Origin of the sequence: Pseudomonas sp. CH235 (genome assembly GCF_004368175.1) — a bacterium.
Taxonomy (GTDB): Bacteria; Pseudomonadota; Gammaproteobacteria; order Pseudomonadales; family Pseudomonadaceae; genus Aquipseudomonas; species Aquipseudomonas paraglycinae.
The window spans coordinates 395127-410712 of record NZ_RRZJ01000001.1 but is presented as its reverse complement, the minus strand read 5'-3'; the positions used below and the strand labels follow the sequence as shown (position 1 = coordinate 410712).

The following is a 15586-nucleotide window of genomic DNA, read 5'->3' as shown; positions in this document are numbered from 1 at the left end:
CGATCGTTCTCCTTGGTCAAGCAGTTATTTTATGATCGCTCTCGCGTTCTACTTGATCGTTCCCACGCTCTGCGTGGGAATGCCTCAAGGGACGCTCTGCTTTCCAGCTCTGGAAGGGACGCGGAGCGTCCCGGGCTGCGTTCCCACGCAGAGCGTGGGAACGATCAATCAGGCGGGAAGACCCGAAGGAGTTGATGGTGTAAGCTCTCGGTTCTTCGGATTCGACCCATTGCGAGCCCTATGCCGTTGCTTTTCAAACGCTCTCTGCTGCCCAAACTGCGCAGCTTTCCGCTGACCGCCGAGGCCGTGACGATCCTGCCCGGCGCCGCCGATTTCCGCCGTTGCCTGCTGGAGAAAATCGCCCAGGCGACTCAGCGCATCTACCTCGTCGCGCTTTATCTGCAAAACGATGAAGCCGGCCAGGAAATCCTCGATGCCTTGCACGCCGCCAAACTCAAGCGTCCCGAGCTTGAAATCGCGGTGGTCGTCGACTGGCTGCGGGCCCAGCGCGGCTTGATCGGTGCCGGCAAACAGCCGGGCAACTCGGCGTGGTATCAGGAAATGACCCGCACCCACCAGAGCGTGGTGCCGGTCTACGGCGTGCCGGTGCAGACCCGCGAGTTGTTCGGCGTGCTGCACCTCAAAGGCTTCGTGATCGACGATTGCGTGGTCTACAGCGGTGCCAGCCTGAACAACGTCTACCTGCACAAGTTCGACAAGTACCGTTTCGACCGTTATCACGTGCTGCAAAGCCGCGAACTGGCGGACTCGATGCACCACCTGGTCAAGCACGGCCTGATCGAATCGAAAGCGGTGCATCGCCTTGACCTGCCGAACCTGCCGACCACCCGCAGCCTGCGCAACGACATCGGCGATCTGCGCAGCCGCCTCAAATACGCGGCGTATGACACCAGTGCCGGCAGCACGGCGCATACCGGCCTGTCGGTCAGTCCGTTGCTCGGCGTGGGCAAGAACAACCCGCTGAACCGGGTGATTCTGGAACTGATCGCCAGCGCGCAGAAGCAACTGACCATCTGTACGCCGTACTTTAACCTGCCGCTGGGGGTGATCCGCGAGATCAACCGGGCGCTGGCGCGTGGCGTGAAGATCGACATCGTGGTCGGCGACAAGACCGCCAACGACTTCTACATCCCGCCGACCGAGCCGTTCAAGGTGATCGCCGCGCTGCCGTATCTGTACGAGATCAGCCTGCGCCGTTTCGCCAAGCGTCATCAGCGCAACATCGACAGCGGCCAGTTGAACCTGCATCTGTGGCGTGAAGGCGACAACAGCTATCACCTCAAAGGCATGTGGATCGACCAGCGCTATACGCTGCTGACCGGCAACAACCTCAATCCGCGGGCGTTCCGTCTCGATCTGGAAAACGCCTTGCTGATCGATGACCCGAAAGGCGAGTGGCTCGAGCCGCGCCGTGCGGAGCTGGAGAACATCTTCGTTCACACCACGCGAATCGCACGCTTCCAGGACCTGGAAGCCTTGCCGGACTACCCGGCGGGCGTGGCCAAGTTCCTCAAGCGTGTGAGCCGGGTGCGGGTCGAGCGGTTGCTCTATCGCATTCTCTAAAACCGGCCCACAAAAAATCCCCCGAATGCAGCACGCGTCCGGGGGATTTTTTTATGCGCGGATTCAGTTCAGCCCGAGTTTGCCACGCAATGTGGAAAGGTCTTCGGCCAGGGTATTGACCGGGCCGACCAGCGCCTTGCGGTCGTTGTCCTTCACCTTGTCGTAAGTCTCGAAACCGCCGTCCTTGGTCTTGTACTTCGCCAGGATCTTGTCCACCGTGGCGAAGTTCTTGTCGACTTTGGCGACGAAGGCCTTGTCCTGTTTCTCGATCTGCGGACGGAACAGGTCGACGATTTTCTTCGCACCGTCGATGTTGCCCTGGAAGTCGTACAGGTCGGTGTGGCTGTAGCGGTCTTCTTCACCGGAGATCTTGGTTGCGGCGACTTCTTCGAGCAGCGCAGCGGCGCCGCCGACGACTTTTTCCGGCGGGAAGGTCAGGCCGGCGACGCGGGTCTGCAGGTCTTTCACGTCCTTGTTCAGGCCATCGGCCAGGGTGTCGAGATCCTTGGTACTTTTTTCCGAGAACAGCGAGTATTCGATGCGATGGAAGCCGGTGAAGTCTTCGGCTTTCACGCCTTGCTCGTGGTCATCGACGCGGGAGTCAATGGAGGCGTCGAGGTCACTGAACAGCTCGGCGATCGGCTCGATCGACTCGTAATAAACGCGGGTCGGCGCGTAGAGCTTCTGCGCGGTGGCCAGGTCGCCTTTTTTCACCGCGTCGGTGAACTGCTGGGTGTGGCTGGCCAGTTCATCCAGTTGTTCGGTGACGTAGATCTTGTAGTCCGACACCGGCCCCACCAGATCCAGAGGCGCGGTCGCGGCGAACGCCGACAGCGGGGTGTTGAGCAAACCTAGGGTGAGCAATAACGCAAGTGGCGTCTTTTTCATGGGGGCGGCTCCTGTTGAATGCTATGCAGTTGTTTTTGGTTGAGTAGCGTTGAGCAGCGAGCGACCAATGAAATCCTTGTCGCCCGTGACACCCGGCAGGGTGAAGAAGTAACCGCCGCCGACCGGCTTGAGGTATTCCTCCAGCGGCTCGCCGTTGAGGCGGGTCTGCACGGTGATGAAGCCTTTTTCCAGGTCGGCCTGGTAGCAGATGAACAGCAGGCCCATGTCGAGCTGGCCATTCTTGTTCACGCCGTTGGAGTAGTTGAACGGACGGCGGAGGATCAGGTTGGCCTGGCTCGCGGCGGTGCGCGGGTTGGCCAGGCGGATATGCGCGTCGAGTTTGGTCAGCTTGCCTTCCGGATCCTTGCTGTAATCCGGGACTTCGGTTTCATGGCTGGCGCCCATCGGCGCGCCGGTGGTTTTGACCCGGCCGATGATGCTTTCCTGTTCCTGCAACGGCGTGCGGTCCCAGCGTTCGACGAAGTTGCGGATGATCCGCACCGCCTGATAACTGCCGTGGGCCGCCCAGGCCGGTTCGTCGCTGCCCGGTTGCACCCAGACGATGCGGTCCATGGCCTTGCCGTCGTTGGAATCCGGGTTGGCCGAACCGTCACGGAAACCCAGAAAGTTGCGCGCCGATTGCGCCGGCACACCGGGTTTGGCAGGGGCTTGCGGCGGCACGCTGCCTTCCTGTTTCCAGCGCACCAGCAGCAGGTCCGGCAGGTTTTTCACGATGTCGCGCAGGGCGTGGATGTTGGTGTCGGCGGTGTTGGAGCAGAACTGCAGGCTCAGGTCGCCGTGGCAGCAATCGGCTTCCAGCGCATCGTTAGGGAAACCGACCATGCGCACCAGACGCTTGGGTTTGGCGGACGCGAGGCCGAAGCGCTCGTCGAACAGCGATTCGCCCACCGACACGGTGATGGTCAGGTTGTCCGGTGTCACCACCGGGCCGAGGATGCCGGAGTCCGGCGGCGGCAGCTTCGGATCGATCTGCGCCACCGGGCCGCCCTTCATCAGAAATGAGATGCGCTCGTTGAGGGTGCGGAACAGCCGCTCCAGGTCTTCACGGTCGCTGGCCAGCACATCGAACGACACCAGCATGCCGGCCGCCGGACGCGGGGTGACGATGCCGCTCTGGTGCACGCCGTGAAAGTCGTGGTGATCCTGGGTCTTGTCGCTGCTCGGCGCTTCGGTGACTTGCGCAGGGGCAGCAGCCATCGCCGGGCAGCTCAACGCCGTGCCGGCCAGTGCGACGCCAGCGGCGCCCATGCCCATCAGTACTCGGCGACGTTGCAGGTTGAAGTGTTCGGAATCGTTCATCGGTATTCGTCTTCTGCTACAGGCCGGAGAGGCCGAGGGCGGGATCAATGTTGTCGAGGGCGTCGGCCAGGGCCTTGGCCTTGTCGGCGATCTGCTTGCGTTGCTCACCGTTGACGGTGTCGTAACTGGCGTAGCCGTCCTTGACCTTGAAGCCGTTGAGCGTGGTATCGAAATCAGCCAGCGCGCCGTCGATTTTCGGCAGCAGGTCGGCGGCGGATTTGCTCAGCAGCGGGCGCAGCAGTTCGACGGCTTTGTGCGCGGTTTCCTGATTGGCCGCGAAGCCGTTGAGATCGCTGTGGCTGTAGCGTTCCTCTTCGCCGCTGGCGGCGCGAACGTCGGCGAGGGTGTTGAGGTTGCGCACGACGATTTCCACCAGTTGCTCCGGCGGCAGCGACTGGGCCAGCAGCTGTTGTTTCAGCGTGGTGACGTTGTCGAGCAAGCCCTGAGCAATCGGTGTCAGCCCGTCGAGTTTGCGTTGCTGGAACAGCGCGTATTCGAGGCGGTGGAAACCGACGAAGGCCGGATCCTGCTCGCGTTTTTCGAAGTAATCGGCGCGGGCGTTGATGCTGTTGTCCAGCTCCGCCAGACGTTGTGCGGCGGGGGCCAGACGCTGGTACGCGGCGCGGGCCGGCAAATACGACGCCTGGGCCTGGGCCAGATCGCCGCTGTCGATGGCTTGATTCAGCGCCGTCACGGCTTTGATCAGCGCGCTGCCCTGGCTGGCCAGATACACGCGGAACTCCGACAGCGGCCCGACGAAGGCAACCATCGACGGCTTGGCCTTGGCGGCGGCATCGGACGCGGCGGTCGGCGTCACGCGCAGGGTGCCGCGCGGGTTGCTCAGCAGGCCGCAAGTGATGGCGTAGTCGCCGGGTTGCAGGTTGGCGTTGATCACCTGGCTCAGGCCCGGCGCGATGTTCTCGCGTTCTTCGATCACCAGCACGCCGTCGAGGATTTCCCATTCCACCGCCCGGTCGGAGCGGTTGACGATGCGAAAGCTGGCGTGGCCGGCCGGCACCGTCAGGGCGTTCGGCTCGCAACTGTGCGGATGGATGTTCACCACCACTTCGTCACGGTTGTGCTGACGTTTGGCGGCGGCCATTTTCGAGGCGTAGTAGAACAGGCCACCGGCGGCGATCATCACGACCACCGAACCGGCCACCGCCCAGCGCAAGGCGCGGGGAGGCGAGGCCTGAGGAGTATTAGGCTTTGACATGAAGGCCCTTATTGGCTGGAAACGGAAGACGATTGGGCAGCGGGCTTGGGTGCCGGCATGAAGAACATGACCAGCGCCACCAGCAGATAAATCAGGTAGGCGCCGAGGGTGCTGACGGTCGGCGCGTCCTGATAACCGAACATGCCGGCCAGCACCGAGCCCAGCGGGCCATCCATCGGCAGCGTCGCGCTGAAGTCGAAGAGCACGGTTTGCAGGTGGTTCCACACCCCGGCCTCATGCAGGGCCTGTACCGAGTTGGCGAGAATCCCGGCAGCGACCACCAGAATGAACAGCCCGGTCCAGCGGAAGAACGCCGACAGGTTCAAACGCATGCTGCCGCTGTAGATCAGGAAGCCGACGACAATCGCCAGGATCAGGCCGAGCAGGGCGCCGATCGGCGCGGCCGCGCCTTCGCTCTGCTGGAACACGGCAAGCAGGAAGAACACGGTTTCCAGACCTTCCCGGGCCACGGCAAAGAACACCATGGCGATCAGCGCGATGACCTGATGTTTCGAAGAAGTCAGCGCATGATCGAGGGACGCTTGCAGCGAATGCTTGATCGAACGCGCCACCTTGCGCATCCAGAACACCATTGAGCTGAGAATCCCCACGGCCACCAGCCCGACCACGCCTTCGAACAGTTCCTGCTGCTTTTGCGGGAATTCGGCACTGACCAGTTCCAGGCCACCGCCGACCAGCAAGGCCAGCGCGGCGGCGAGAAAAACCCCGATCCACACCGCCGGCATCCACTGGCCACGGCCGGTCTGTTGCAGGTAGCTGGCGATGATGCCAACGATCAGCGCGGCTTCGATGCCTTCGCGCAACATGATCAAAAAGGGAACGAGCATTCGACGATCACTGTGTAACGAAATGAGGTTACAAGTTGTAACATAATGAAAGTCATTCTCACATGGCATTCATTGACATTTAGCTGAACCGGAGCTGAACGAGTCTGAACATCCACGCCACCGAGTCAGCTGCGCTAAGATGCCCGCCACTCGAACAACAACAGGATTGCGCGCGTTCCATGTCGGAAAAAGACACCATCGCCATTCAACTGGTGCGCGAAGCACTGCTGCAAAGTTGTGCCCCGGGCGTGGCCACGGAAGAAGTCTTGAGCAAGGTCGGGATCGATCCGGCGTTGCTGGCCACCGACGACGCCCGCGTCCCGGCCAGCCAGTACGCGCGGTTGTGGCGCCTTTTGGCCCGGCGCGGCGATGACGAATTCTTTGGCATGGACCCGCGCAAGCTGAAATCCGGCAGCCTGGAGTTTCTTTGCCGCAGCGCCATGGCCCAGCCGAACCTGGCGGCCGGGCTGAGCAGCGGTCTGAATTTCCTGTCGCTGATGCTCGAGCGCATGCCGGCGCAACTGGTGCACCAGCAGAGTCTGGCGGAAATCGTGTTGCTGGAAGACGACCCGGAACCGCGCCGCGCCTTCACCTATTTCACTTACTGGATGATCGTCCACGGCGTGGCGTGCTGGCTGGCGGGGCGGCGGATTCCGATCCTGGCCATCGAGCTGCGCTGCCCGGCGCCGGATTTCTGTGATGACTATCGGGTGATGTTCTCGGAAAACCTGCGTTTCGACCGGCCGCGCACGCGGATGATCTTCGCCGCCGACGTGCTGGATCTGCCGATCAAGCGCAGCGCCGAGGAATTGAAGCGCTTTCTGGCCCATGCCCCGGCCAACATTCTGGTGAAGTACCGCGACCCGGAAAGCCTTGCGAGCCGGATCAAGCAGGATCTGCGGCAATTATCCGCAGATAAGTGGCCGGAAACCGACGCGCTGGCCCAGCAGTTGTGCATGTCGGCCTCGACCCTGCGCCGGCGTCTGGCGGAAGAAGGGCAGACCTATCAGGGCCTCAAGGACAGCGTGCGCAAGGAACTGGCGATTACTTGGCTGGCGGAGCCTTCGATCAGTTTTGCCGAGATCGCCACGCGGCTGGGGTTTGCCGATGCAAGCTCGTTCTACAAGGCGTTTCGCAAGTGGTCGGGGACCAATCCTGGGCACTATCGCAGCTTGATCCTCAACGAAGCGGTCTGATCCACCGCTGACTCACCGCCCACCGCCAACTCTCGTTCCCACGCTCTGCGTGGGAATGCCTCAAGGGACGCTCCGCGTTCCAGCTCTGGAAGGGACGCGGAGCGTCCCGGGCTGCATTCCCACGCAGAGCGTGGGAACGATCACATCCTCGAATCCACGCAAACCTTGGCCAAACCAGTCATCCACTTTGAGGGCTTTGACCATTGCCGCAGACGGCGTGCGGCGCGAGTATTCCTCTGTTGTTTACGGTTCCCCAACCTAATAAGAACAGAGGGATTCTGGCAATGCGCGATTACTTGTCTGCCACCGCACAGTTTGATTATCAGCACACCGTGGACGCCGCCCTCAGCGGCACGCTCGAGGCGCTCAACGCCTGCGTCGAATGTTGTGACCGGCACGCGCTGCCGGGGCGCATCGCGCTGTTCTGGGAAGGCCGCGACGGCGCCAGTGCGACGTACACCTTCAGCGACCTGCAGGACAAAGCCGCGCGTTTCGCCAATTTCCTTCTCGCCCAGGGCGTGCAGAAGGGCGACAAGGTCGCCGGCCTGCTGCCGCGCAACATCGAATTGCTGATCACCGTGTTCGCCACCTGGCGCATCGGCGCGGTGTATCAACCGCTGTTCACCGCGTTCGGCCCCAAAGCTCTCGAACATCGCCTGAACAGCTCCGGCGCCAAAGTCGTGGTGACCGACGCCGCCAACCGGCCGAAACTCAGCGAAGTCGCTGATTGCCCGACGCTGGTCACCGTCGGCGGTCCGAAAGGCCAGGGCATCGTCCGTGGCGATTTCAGTTTCTGGGCCGAGCTGCCCAACCATTCCAATGTCTGCGAACCGGTGATGCTGACCGGCGAAGACCCGTTCCTGCTGATGTTCACCTCGGGCACCACCGGCCCGTCGAAAGCGCTGTCGGTGCCGCTCAAGGCCGTCGTGGCGTTCCAGAGCTACACCCGCGATGCCGTGGATCTGCGCCCGGAAGATGCGTTCTGGAACGTCGCCGACCCGGGCTGGGCCTACGGCATTTATTTCGGTGTCACCGGCCCGTTGTCGATGGGGCATCCGATCACGTTCTACGATGGCCCGTTCACCCTCGAAAGCACCTGCCGGGTGATCAACAAATACGGAATCACCAACCTCACCGGTTCGCCGACGGCGTATCGCCTGCTGATTGCCGGCGGCGACGAGTTCGCCAAGTCGATCAAGGGCAAGCTGCGCATCGTCAGCAGCGCTGGCGAGCCGTTGAACCCGGAAGTGATTCGCTGGTTCGCCGACAACCTCGGCGTGGTCATTCACGATCATTACGGCCAGACCGAACTGGGCATGGTCCTGTGCAATCACCACGGCCTCGAACACCCGATCCACCTCGGCGCCGCCGGTTTCGCCTCGCCGGGCCATCGCATCGTGGTGCTCGACGAGCAGAACAACGAACTCGGCGTCGGCCAGCCCGGCATCCTCGCCATCGACCGCACACAATCGCCGATGTGCTGGTTCGCCGGTTACCAAGGCGCGCCGACCAAGGCCTTCGTCGGCAATTACTACCTGAGCGGCGACACCGTCGAGTGGAACCCGGACGGCAGCATCAGCTTCGTCGGCCGCAGCGATGACGTGATCACCACGTCCGGCTACCGGGTCGGCCCGTTCGACGTGGAAAGTGCACTGATCGAACACCCGGCCGTCGTCGAGGCAGCAGTGGTCGGCAAGCCCGATCCGGAGCGCACCGAACTGGTCAAAGCCTTCGTCGTGCTCAACCCGCAATACCGCGCCGAACCGGCGCTGGCCGAAGAACTGCGCCAACACGTGCGCAAACGTCTGGCCGCGCATTCGTACCCCCGTGAAATCGAATTTGTCAGCGAGTTGCCGAAAACCCCGAGCGGCAAATTGCAGCGCTTTATCTTGCGCAACCAGGAAATCGCCAAGGCTCAAGAGGCCGCGGCGCACAACGTTTCAGCTTGAATCCAAGGAAACAGTCATGCAGATCGAGAACAAGGTTTTTATCGTCACCGGCGGCGCATCCGGCCTGGGTGCCGCCACCGCTGAATTGCTGGTGAGCGCCGGCGCCAAAGTGATGCTGGTGGACATGAACGCCGACGCCGTCGCCGCCCAGGCCCAGCGCCTCGGTGCGCAGAGTGTGGTGGCCGACATCAGCAACGAAGCCGCCGCCGAAGCCGCCGTGCAGGCGACCGTTAAAGCCTACGGTAGTCTGAATGGTCTGGTGAACTGCGCCGGCATCGTTCGCGGCGAGAAAATCCTCGGCAAGAACGGCCCGCACGCCTTGTCCAGTTTCGCGCAGGTGATCAACGTCAACCTGATCGGCAGCTTCAACATGCTGCGTCTGGCAGCGGCAGCGATTGTCGAAAGCGAAGCCAACGCTGACGGCGAACGTGGCGTGATCATCAACACCGCATCGGTCGCTGCGTTCGACGGCCAGATCGGCCAGGCGGCGTACTCTGCATCCAAAGGCGCGATCGCCAGCCTGACCCTGCCTGCCGCCCGCGAACTGGCGCGCTTCGGCATCCGCGTGATGACCATCGCCCCGGGCATTTTCGAAACCCCGATGATGGCCGGCATGACCCCGGAAGTGCGCGACTCGCTGGCGGCTGGCGTGCCGTTCCCGCCGCGTCTGGGCAAACCTGCCGAGTACGCCGCGCTGGTGCGGCATATCATTGAAAACAGCATGCTCAACGGCGAGGTGATCCGTCTCGACGGTGCCTTGCGCATGGCCGCCAAGTAAGGAGGATTTCCCATGACCATCTCCAACGATCCGATTGTCATCGTCAGCGCCGTCCGCACCCCGATGGGCGGTTTTCAGGGCGAACTGAAAAGCCTGACCGCGCCACAACTCGGCGCCGCTGCGATCAAGGCGGCGGTCGAACGTGCCGGTGTGGCCGCCGATGCGGTCGATGAAGTGTTGTTCGGCTGCGTATTGCCGGCCGGTCTCGGCCAGGCGCCTGCGCGTCAGGCTGCGCTGGGCGCGGGGCTGGATAAATCCACCCGCTGCACCACGGTCAACAAGATGTGCGGTTCGGGCATGGAAACCACCATTCTGGCCCACGACATGCTGCTGGCCGGCAGCGCCGATGTGGTGATCGCCGGCGGCATGGAAAGCATGTCCAACGCGCCGTATCTGCTGGATCGCGCCCGTGCCGGTTACCGCATGGGCCACGGCCGGGTGCTGGATTCGATGTTCCTCGACGGCCTCGAAGACGCCTACGACAAGGGCCGCCTGATGGGCACCTTCGCCGAGGATTGCGCCGAAACCAACGACTTCAGCCGCGAGGCTCAGGACGCCTTTGCCATTGCCTCGACCACCCGCGCCCAGCAGGCGATCAAGGACGGCAGCTTCAAGGCCGAGATCGTTCCGCTGACCGTGACCGTTGGCAAAGAACAGGTTGTGATCAGCAACGACGAGCAGCCGCCAAAAGCCAAACTGGACAAGATCGCCTCGCTGAAACCGGCGTTCCGCGAGGGCGGCACCGTAACCGCAGCCAACTCCAGCTCGATTTCCGACGGCGCCGCTGCGCTGGTGCTGATGCGTCAGTCGCAAGCGCAGAAACAGGGTCTGAAACCGCTGGCGGTGATTCACGGCCACGCGGCGTTTGCCGATACTCCGGGCCTGTTCCCGGTGGCGCCGATTGGCGCGATCAAGAAACTGATGAAGAAAACCGGCTGGTCGCTGGATCAGGTCGATCTGTTCGAAGTCAACGAAGCCTTCGCCGTGGTCGGCATGGCGGCGATGACCCACCTGGAAATCCCTCACGACAAGCTCAACATCCACGGCGGCGCCTGCGCCCTGGGCCATCCGATTGGTGCGTCCGGCGCGCGGATTCTGGTGACTTTGCTCTCGGCCCTGCGCCAGAAGGGCCTGAAGCGCGGCGTCGCGGCGATCTGCATCGGCGGCGGCGAAGCCACGGCGATGGCCGTCGAGTGCGTCTGAACCCGAGTTAAGGATTTGCCATGATTCCCAATGACGACCAGCAACAAATCCGCGACATGGCCCGGCAGTTTGCCGAGGAACGGCTGAAACCGTTCGCCGCCGAGTGGGATCGCGAGCACCGCTTCCCGAAAGAAGCCATCGGCGAAATGGCCGGGCTGGGCTTCTTCGGCATGCTGGTGCCGGAGCAGTGGGGCGGTTGCGACACCGGTTACCTGGCCTACGCCATGGCCCTGGAAGAAATCGCCGCCGGCGACGGCGCGTGCTCGACGATCATGAGCGTGCACAACTCGGTGGGTTGCGTGCCAATCCTCAAGTTCGGCAACGACGACCAGCGTGAGCGCTTTCTCAAACCGCTGGCCAGCGGCGAAATGCTCGGCGCTTTCGCGTTGACCGAACCACAGGCCGGTTCCGACGCCAGCAGCCTGAAAACCCGCGCGCGGCTGGAAGGCGATCACTACGTGCTCAACGGCTGCAAACAGTTCATCACCTCAGGGCAAAACGCCGGAATCGTGATCGTGTTTGCGGTGACCGACCCGAGCGCCGGCAAACGCGGGATCAGCGCATTCATCGTGCCGACCGACTCGCCGGGCTACAAAGTTGCCCGCATCGAAGACAAGCTCGGCCAGCACGCCTCGGACACCTGCCAGATTCTGTTCGAAGACGTGAAAGTGCCGGTGGCCAACCGGTTGGGCGAGGAGGGCGAGGGCTACAAGATCGCCCTGGCCAACCTCGAAGGCGGCCGTGTCGGCATCGCTTCGCAATCGGTGGGCATGGCCCGCGCCGCGTTCGAAGCGGCACGCGATTACGCCCGTGAACGTGACACCTTCGGCAAGCCGATCATCGAGCATCAGGCCGTGGCGTTCCGCCTGGCGGACATGGCCACCCAGATCGCCGTGGCGCGGCAGATGGTGCATTACGCCGCCGCCCTGCGCGACAGCGGCCAACCAGCGCTGGTCGAAGCGTCGATGGCCAAACTGTTCGCCTCGGAAATGGCCGAAAAGGTCTGCTCCATGGCATTGCAAACCCTCGGCGGTTACGGTTACCTCAACGACTTCCCGCTGGAGCGCATCTACCGCGACGTGCGGGTCTGCCAGATCTACGAAGGCACCAGCGACATTCAGCGCATGGTCATTTCGCGCAATCTTTGAGAAGGAATCTGCACATGAGTTACGAAACGATTTTGCTGGAAACCCATGGCCGCGTCGGCTTGATCACCCTCAATCGCCCGCAGGCGCTGAATGCGCTCAACGCGCAACTGGTCAGCGAAGTGAATCGCGCGCTCGATGGTTTTGAAGCCGACGCGAACATCGGCTGTATCGTCATCACCGGCTCGACCAAAGCCTTCGCCGCCGGCGCCGACATCAAGGAAATGGCCGATCTGACCTACCCGCAGATCTACATGGACGACCTGTTCAGCGACAGCGATCGCGTGGCCAACCGCCGCAAGCCGATCATCGCGGCGGTCAACGGTTTTGCCCTGGGTGGCGGCTGTGAACTGGCGTTGATGTGCGACTTCATCCTGGCCGGCGACAACGCCAAATTCGGCCAGCCGGAAATCAACCTCGGCGTGCTGCCGGGCATGGGCGGCACCCAGCGCCTGACCCGCGCGGTGGGCAAGGCCAAGGCCATGGAAATGTGCCTGAGCGGCCGCATGATCGACGCGGTGGAAGCCGAGCGCTGCGGCATCGTCGCGCGGATCGTGCCGACTGCCGAGTTGCTGGATGAAGCGCTGAAAGTCGCGGCGGTGATCGCCAGCAAATCGCTGCCGATTGCGATGATGGTCAAGGAAAGCGTCAACCGCGCGTTTGAAGTGAATCTGACTGAAGGCGTGCGCTTTGAGCGCCGGGTGTTCCATGCGGCGTTTGCGACGCAGGATCAGAAGGAAGGGATGGCGGCGTTTGTGGCTAAGCGGCCTGCTAAATTTCAAGGCAAATAACGCGGCGCCCTCAAAAGCCCCCTCACCCTAACCCTCTCCCAAAGGGAGAGGGGACTGACCGAGTTGTTTTCGGGAGTTGCACCGACCTGAGCTACCGAGTTGAACTCAGGCTTGAATAGCGCGGGATTGGTGTCTTCGTTTGGCAATTCCATAATCGACCTGGATGTTTCAGGTCGATGTCAGACCTGAGACACCTCGGTCGGCTCCCTCTCCCTCCGGGAGAGGGCTGGGGTGAGGGAAAGGGGCCGACACGGTCACAACTGATATTTCTTCAACTCCCGAGCAATCACCATCCGCTGTATCTCGCTAGATCCCTCATAAATTTGGGTAATCCGCGCATCCCGGTAGTACTTCTCAACCGGGTAATCCTCCAGATACCCATACCCGCCATGAATCTGAATCGCTGACGAACACACCTTCTCGGCCATTTCCGAAGCAAACAGCTTGGCCTGTGAAGCCTCCGACAGACACGGTTTGCCCGCCGTACGCAGCCGCGCCGCATGCAAAATCATCAAGCGTGCTGCGTTGATCTGCATCTGCATGTCCGCCAGCAGGTTGGCGATGCTCTGGTGCTCGACAATCGCCTTGCCGAACTGCACCCGATCACGGGCGTAACCTAGCGCAGCTTCAAACGCCGCTCGGGCGATGCCCAATGCTTGCGCGGCAATACCGATGCGTCCGCCTTCCAGGTTGGAAAGGGCAATCGCCAGGCCTTTGCCACGTTCACCCAGCAGATTCGCTTCAGGAATGCTGCAATTACTCAGCGTCACCGCGCAGGTGTCGGAGGCGCGGATGCCCATCTTGTGTTCGGTGCGATCAACGATGAAACCCGGCGTATCGGTCGGCACCAGGAACGCCGAGATACCGCGCTTGCCCAGATCCGGATCGGTCACCGCAAACACGATCGCCAGTTTTGCCCGCTTGCCGTTGCTGACAAATTGCTTGGCGCCGTTGATCACCCATTGCCCGTCGCGCAGTTCGGCGCGGGTGCGCAGGTTGTGTGCTTCGGAGCCGGCCTGGGGCTCGGTCAGGCAGAAGCAGCCGATCACCGCTCCGCTGGCCAGGTCCGCCAGCCAGGTCTGCTTCTGTTCTTCGCTGCCGTAGTTGAGCACCGGCCCGCAGCCCACCGAGTTGTGGATGCTCATGAACGCGCCGGTGGCGCCGTCACCGGCGGAAATCTCTTCCACCGCCAGCGCATAGGCCACGTAGTCGACGTAAGTACCGCCCCATTCCTCAGGCACCACCATGCCCAGCAGGCCGAGTTCGCCCATCTTTGCCACCAGACCGTCATCGATCCAGCCGGCCTTTTCCCAGGCTTGCGCGTGGGGGGCGATTTCGCCGCGGGCAAAGTCCCGGGCCATGTCGCGGATCATTACCTGGTCTTCAGTCAATTCGAGATCGTGCATGGCTCAGCTCCCGCTCTCTTCGAAACCGTGGAAGAAACTCTCGACCTGCTCGGCGTGCAGTGCAGCCAGGGTCGGCGGGTTCCAGCGTGGTGATTTGTCTTTGTCGATCAGCAAGGCGCGGACGCCTTCGATCAGGTCGCCGCGTTCGAACCATTGGCGATCCAGATGCAGTTCGAGGGCGAAGCAGTGTTCCAGGCTCAGGTGCCGGCCGCGACGCAGCATTTCCAGGGTCACGCCCATGGCCAGCGGCGAGCGGGTTTCCAGCAGGTCGGCGGTGGTGGTCGCCCATTCGTGGCTGTCGGCGACGGTGACGGCGCGCAGTTGCTCGACGATGCTCGGCACGTCAGGCAAGGCGAAGAAATGGTCGATGGCCGGGCGCAAGGCCTCAAGCGGCGCATCCGGCAGGGTTTGCACGGCGTGGCGGGCCAGCAGGTTTTGCAGGTCTTTGAGCGGCGTGTCGTGCCACTCCAGGTGATCGAGCTGTTCGTCGAGAGTGCCGAGTTTGCTGCTGTCCAGATACCAGTCGGCGAGGCCGCAATACAGCGCATCCGCTGCACGGATCTGCACGCCGCTGACGCCCAGATAAATCCCCAGCTCGCCGGGAATGCGCGGCAGGAAATAACTGCCGCCGACATCCGGGAAATAGCCGATCGCCACTTCCGGCATCGCCAGACGGCTCTTCTCGGTGACCACCCGCAGATCGGCGCCTTGCACCAGACCCATGCCGCCGCCGAGGACGAAACCGTCCATCAGCGCCAGCACCGGTTTGCGGTAGTGGTGGATCGTCAGGTCGAGGGCGTATTCCTCGACGAAGAAATCTTCGTGCAGCGTGTCGCCGCTTTTATGGCTGTCGTACAGGGATCGAATGTCGCCACCGGCACAGAAGGCTTTCTCGCCGGCACCGCGCAGCACGACGGCGTGGATATCGGCATCGGCGGCCCAGGCGTCCAGGTGTTGCTGGAGCTGGCGCACCATGTCGAGGGTCAGGGCATTGAGGCCGGCGGGGCGGTTGAGGGTCAGATGACCGATGTGATTGCGAACCTCGGCCAGCACTTCGTGCGGCGTGGCATCCATGGACGAAGTCCGCGGAGATGAAGCCTGAGCAGTCATCACTAACTCCCTGCTTTTATTGTCTTTATTCGAGAAGCTCGCGCGCGAGCGTTACCGGATCGTAACAGTGCAAATTTGCCGTGTACAACGGGGATATGTGCACGGGCTGTCTGCATTTTTACCTTAGGCCAAATGCACGGGATCGCGGCTTC

13 protein-coding genes are annotated in these 15586 nt (G+C 62.5%); 7 read left to right on the top strand and 6 right to left on the bottom strand.

Annotation, left to right across the window (positions count from 1 at the left end):
* Window positions 1–240: 240 nt before the first annotated feature.
* Complete coding sequence (gene pssA / locus EIY71_RS01680; RefSeq protein WP_085687126.1) at window positions 241–1584, top strand: CDP-diacylglycerol--serine O-phosphatidyltransferase; 1344 nt, start codon at window positions 241–243, stop codon at window positions 1582–1584.
* 63 nt (window positions 1585–1647) lie between these two features.
* Here pssA and efeO (EIY71_RS01675) read toward each other — a convergent pair whose 3' ends face one another.
* Genes efeO (EIY71_RS01675) through efeU form a run of 4 tightly spaced genes read right to left on the bottom strand, consistent with a single transcriptional unit; the run spans window position 1648 to window position 5856 of the window.
* Window positions 1648–2472 (bottom strand): iron uptake system protein EfeO, encoded by an 825-nt coding sequence (gene efeO / locus EIY71_RS01675; protein ID WP_102688068.1) that lies wholly within the window; start codon window positions 2470–2472, stop codon window positions 1648–1650.
* 21 nt (window positions 2473–2493) lie between these two features.
* Window positions 2494–3792, bottom strand: a complete 1299-nt coding sequence (gene efeB, locus EIY71_RS01670; RefSeq protein ID WP_102688069.1) for an iron uptake transporter deferrochelatase/peroxidase subunit — start codon at window positions 3790–3792, stop codon at window positions 2494–2496.
* A gap of 16 nt (window positions 3793–3808) precedes the next feature.
* On the bottom strand, window positions 3809–5008 hold the full coding sequence (gene efeO, locus EIY71_RS01665; RefSeq protein WP_134020183.1) for an iron uptake system protein EfeO: 1200 nt from the start codon (window positions 5006–5008) through the stop codon (window positions 3809–3811).
* Between the two features lie 8 nt (window positions 5009–5016).
* Window positions 5017–5856 (bottom strand): iron uptake transporter permease EfeU, encoded by an 840-nt coding sequence (efeU, locus tag EIY71_RS01660; protein WP_129972939.1) that lies wholly within the window; start codon window positions 5854–5856, stop codon window positions 5017–5019.
* A 179-nt stretch (window positions 5857–6035) separates the two neighbouring features.
* Here efeU and EIY71_RS01655 point away from each other — a divergent pair, with 179 nt between their 5' ends.
* From EIY71_RS01655 to EIY71_RS01625, 6 genes are all read left to right on the top strand, one after another.
* Window positions 6036–7052, top strand: coding sequence for an AraC family transcriptional regulator (locus EIY71_RS01655; protein WP_134020180.1), 1017 nt, complete (start codon window positions 6036–6038; stop codon window positions 7050–7052).
* A 284-nt stretch (window positions 7053–7336) separates the two neighbouring features.
* The gene (locus EIY71_RS01645) at window positions 7337–9001 is read left to right on the top strand and encodes an AMP-binding protein (protein WP_134020178.1); all 1665 of its coding nucleotides are present in this window, start codon (window positions 7337–7339) and stop codon (window positions 8999–9001) included.
* A 16-nt stretch (window positions 9002–9017) separates the two neighbouring features.
* Window positions 9018–9779: an SDR family NAD(P)-dependent oxidoreductase gene (locus tag EIY71_RS01640; RefSeq protein ID WP_134020175.1), complete on the top strand. Its 762-nt coding sequence runs from the start codon at window positions 9018–9020 to the stop codon at window positions 9777–9779.
* A 12-nt stretch (window positions 9780–9791) separates the two neighbouring features.
* Window positions 9792–10982, top strand: coding sequence for an acetyl-CoA C-acyltransferase (locus EIY71_RS01635; protein ID WP_085745585.1), 1191 nt, complete (start codon window positions 9792–9794; stop codon window positions 10980–10982).
* Between the two features lie 20 nt (window positions 10983–11002).
* Entirely contained in the window at window positions 11003–12130 is a 1128-nt protein-coding gene (locus EIY71_RS01630) for an acyl-CoA dehydrogenase (protein WP_007951274.1), read from the top strand.
* Window positions 12131–12144: 14 nt separating this feature from the next.
* Complete coding sequence (locus tag EIY71_RS01625; protein WP_134020172.1) at window positions 12145–12918, top strand: enoyl-CoA hydratase; 774 nt, start codon at window positions 12145–12147, stop codon at window positions 12916–12918.
* 254 nt (window positions 12919–13172) lie between these two features.
* On the opposite strand, the gene EIY71_RS01620 is transcribed toward EIY71_RS01625, so the two are convergent.
* A complete protein-coding gene (locus EIY71_RS01620; protein ID WP_134020169.1) occupies window positions 13173–14324 on the bottom strand; it encodes an acyl-CoA dehydrogenase family protein in 1152 nt (383 codons plus the stop codon).
* 3 nt (window positions 14325–14327) lie between these two features.
* On the bottom strand, window positions 14328–15434 hold the full coding sequence (locus EIY71_RS01615; protein ID WP_085745587.1) for an enoyl-CoA hydratase/isomerase family protein: 1107 nt from the start codon (window positions 15432–15434) through the stop codon (window positions 14328–14330).
* Window positions 15435–15586: the final 152 nt, after the last annotated feature.

What these genes read in the sequence shown, in the direction of transcription:
- efeU (WP_129972939.1), bottom strand. Translation starts at nt 5,856, where the DNA reads ATGCTCGTTCCCTTTTTGATCATGTTGCGCGAAGGCATCGAAGCCGCG.
- EIY71_RS01615 (WP_085745587.1), bottom strand. Translation starts at nt 15,434, where the DNA reads ATGACTGCTCAGGCTTCATCTCCGCGGACTTCGTCCATGGATGCCACG.
- EIY71_RS01635 (WP_085745585.1), top strand. Translation starts at nt 9,792, where the DNA reads ATGACCATCTCCAACGATCCGATTGTCATCGTCAGCGCCGTCCGCACC.
- EIY71_RS01625 (WP_134020172.1), top strand. Translation starts at nt 12,145, where the DNA reads ATGAGTTACGAAACGATTTTGCTGGAAACCCATGGCCGCGTCGGCTTG.
- EIY71_RS01640 (WP_134020175.1), top strand. Translation starts at nt 9,018, where the DNA reads ATGCAGATCGAGAACAAGGTTTTTATCGTCACCGGCGGCGCATCCGGC.
- EIY71_RS01620 (WP_134020169.1), bottom strand. Translation starts at nt 14,324, where the DNA reads ATGCACGATCTCGAATTGACTGAAGACCAGGTAATGATCCGCGACATG.
- EIY71_RS01655 (WP_134020180.1), top strand. Translation starts at nt 6,036, where the DNA reads ATGTCGGAAAAAGACACCATCGCCATTCAACTGGTGCGCGAAGCACTG.
- efeO (WP_134020183.1), bottom strand. Translation starts at nt 5,008, where the DNA reads ATGTCAAAGCCTAATACTCCTCAGGCCTCGCCTCCCCGCGCCTTGCGC.
- pssA (WP_085687126.1), top strand. Translation starts at nt 241, where the DNA reads ATGCCGTTGCTTTTCAAACGCTCTCTGCTGCCCAAACTGCGCAGCTTT.
- EIY71_RS01645 (WP_134020178.1), top strand. Translation starts at nt 7,337, where the DNA reads ATGCGCGATTACTTGTCTGCCACCGCACAGTTTGATTATCAGCACACC.
- efeB (WP_102688069.1), bottom strand. Translation starts at nt 3,792, where the DNA reads ATGAACGATTCCGAACACTTCAACCTGCAACGTCGCCGAGTACTGATG.
- efeO (WP_102688068.1), bottom strand. Translation starts at nt 2,472, where the DNA reads ATGAAAAAGACGCCACTTGCGTTATTGCTCACCCTAGGTTTGCTCAAC.
- EIY71_RS01630 (WP_007951274.1), top strand. Translation starts at nt 11,003, where the DNA reads ATGATTCCCAATGACGACCAGCAACAAATCCGCGACATGGCCCGGCAG.